Origin of the sequence: Amycolatopsis rhizosphaerae (assembly GCF_007713715.1) — a bacterium.
Classification (GTDB): Bacteria; Actinomycetota; Actinomycetes; order Mycobacteriales; family Pseudonocardiaceae; genus Amycolatopsis_E; species Amycolatopsis_E rhizosphaerae.
In genome coordinates this window covers 1-2,050 of sequence record NZ_VJWX01000766.1, presented here as the reverse complement: position 1 = coordinate 2,050, position 2,050 = coordinate 1, and the positions used below count along the sequence as shown (strand labels likewise).

Sequence of the window (2,050 nt, the reverse complement as noted above, 5' to 3'; positions counted from 1 at the left end):
GGGCGGCACCGTGCGCGGTGCCGCCCCTGCTTCGCCACCAGGTCAGTACGCGACCCGGCGCGCTCCGGAGTAGTCGTTCTGGAGCGAGGAAATCTTGACCACGTCACCGGTGGTCGGGGCGTGCACCATCTTGCCGTCGCCGAGGTAGATGCCGACGTGGTGCGCCGGTGAACCGTAGAACACCAGGTCACCGGGCTGAAGGTCCGCCCTGGACACGTACAGGCCGAAGCCCTGCTGCTCGGCGGCGGTCCGCGGCAGCGTGATGCCCGCCTGCCGGTACGAGTACTGGGTCAGGCCCGAGCAGTCGAACGAGTTGGGGCCGGTGTCGCCCCAGCCGTAGGGGTCGCCGAGCTTGCTGAGCGCGACGTTGATCGCCGTCTGCGCCGCCGCGGTCGGGGCGGGCAGGTTCGGGTTCGATCCGCCCGTGTCCCTCTGGGCGGCCCGGTCGGCCGCGCTGAGCCGGGTTGCCAGCTGCTTGAGGTCGCTGACCTGCTTGTTCAGCGCGTCCTGGCGGGCGTGCAGGTCGTTGAGCAGCTGTGCCGCGGCATCCGAGGCAGCCTGGGCGCGGTTCTTGGCGTCCGCCGCCTGCTGCTGCGCGCTGGCCGCGGCATCGATCGCGGAGGTGTACTGCGAGAGGGCCTTGTTCTTGTCGTCGGCCAGCACGGCCAGCGCCGAAGACCGGTCGAGGAAGTCCTGCGCGGAGGTCCCGGTCAGCAGGGCCGACAGGCGGTTGTACTGCGCTCCGCTGATGAACGAGGCATCGGTGAACTGGTCGACCGCGGACTGGACCCCGGCCGCGTCAGCCTGCGCCGCCTTCACCCTGGCGTTGGCCGCCTGCAGGTCGATGTTGGCCTTGGCCAGCTCGGCCTGCTTGGCGTTGAAGTCGGACTGGGCGTTGAGCGCGTCCTCGTTGAGCTGCTCCGCCTGCGCGGCGGCGGCACGGTACTGCGCGAGGGCATCGGATGAGGTGGTGGGTGGGTTCTGTAGAGCGGGGGTGACCGCGCTGGCCGGAGCCCCCACGCTCACCGCGGTGATCACCGCGGCAGCGGCCAGGGCTCCTGCGACCACGCGCTTGATCGGTTGCGACTGCACGCCGCGCGTGTCTCCTTTGCATTCGGCCACCTACCGGTCGCCGCGCGCAGGGATGATCACCTCTGCTCACCGGAGCGGACGGACACAGACACCCGGCTTCCGGTACAACGGCGCTTCGCCACCCCGGTCCTGGCACGCGGCAGCGCACCTGGACCTGTGAAAACGGTGGTTCCGGCGCAGCTCCCCGACAAAGCTGCTTCGGTGGCAATCCCGCGTCGCCGACGCGGGATGCGTCGGCTACCGGCCGCGAGATCTCGGCTAGGTTACGAAACAGCCGCCGTCACGTCTAGCAGGGCGCAGGTTAAAACTGTGGGTAGCCAGGGCGAACCCCGTTCGGACCAGCGATGACACAACCGACGTGGCGAAGCTCACAATTTTGCTCACTGGTACTACTGACCGTTGGGCGCCGCAATCGACCGTTTAACGCTTTGGTGTGGTTCTGCGCTTCAGGCCGCTCGCCCCCGCCGGAACCGCCCCATCGGCACCAGTTTCAGCCCCGGAATAAGCCCGCCTTCGGCGAGTGCGTCGATCGCACTCAATTCCTCCTGATCCCATTCGATCACCGGTGGGGCGTTCAGCAGCACGCTGATCGCGCAGTCGGCGCAGCCGCTGCCCTGAACGGCGCACCGTCCGCAGTCCACGACCAGGGTGTCTTCCTCCATCGCTGCCTCCTCGAACCGCCTGGAATGAGTACGACAAGCAACGGTAAGGACACCCACCGACATTTTCCGGCCGTCTCTCCCCCGATGTTCGAAACAACCGCCGAACAATGGCCGAACCAGGGCTACGGCAAACGCTTGTCGGGACCCTGGCCTGCTTTCCTGTGAGGGGTCCCCTCACGGTCGTATCGACCCGGGCCCCGGGAAAGTCCGGCCCTCACGGCGGTGCACGACCCGTCCGCCGGGCGAGTCCCACCCTCGTGCGCTTGTGTCCCCCCTCAGGCAGGTGAGTCCCACCC

At 68.3% G+C, this 2,050-nt stretch carries 2 protein-coding genes; both read right to left on the bottom strand.

Translation table 11 applies throughout. The features are described 5' to 3' along the window. Positions 1-42 precede the first annotated feature (42 nt). Positions 43-1,092, bottom strand: a complete 1,050-nt coding sequence (locus FNH05_RS36590; RefSeq protein WP_144593409.1) for a C40 family peptidase — start codon at positions 1,090-1,092, stop codon at positions 43-45. 446 nt (positions 1,093-1,538) lie between these two features. Then, on the bottom strand, positions 1,539-1,754 hold the full coding sequence (locus tag FNH05_RS36585) for a hypothetical protein (RefSeq protein WP_144593408.1): 216 nt from the start codon (positions 1,752-1,754) through the stop codon (positions 1,539-1,541). Positions 1,755-2,050: the final 296 nt, after the last annotated feature.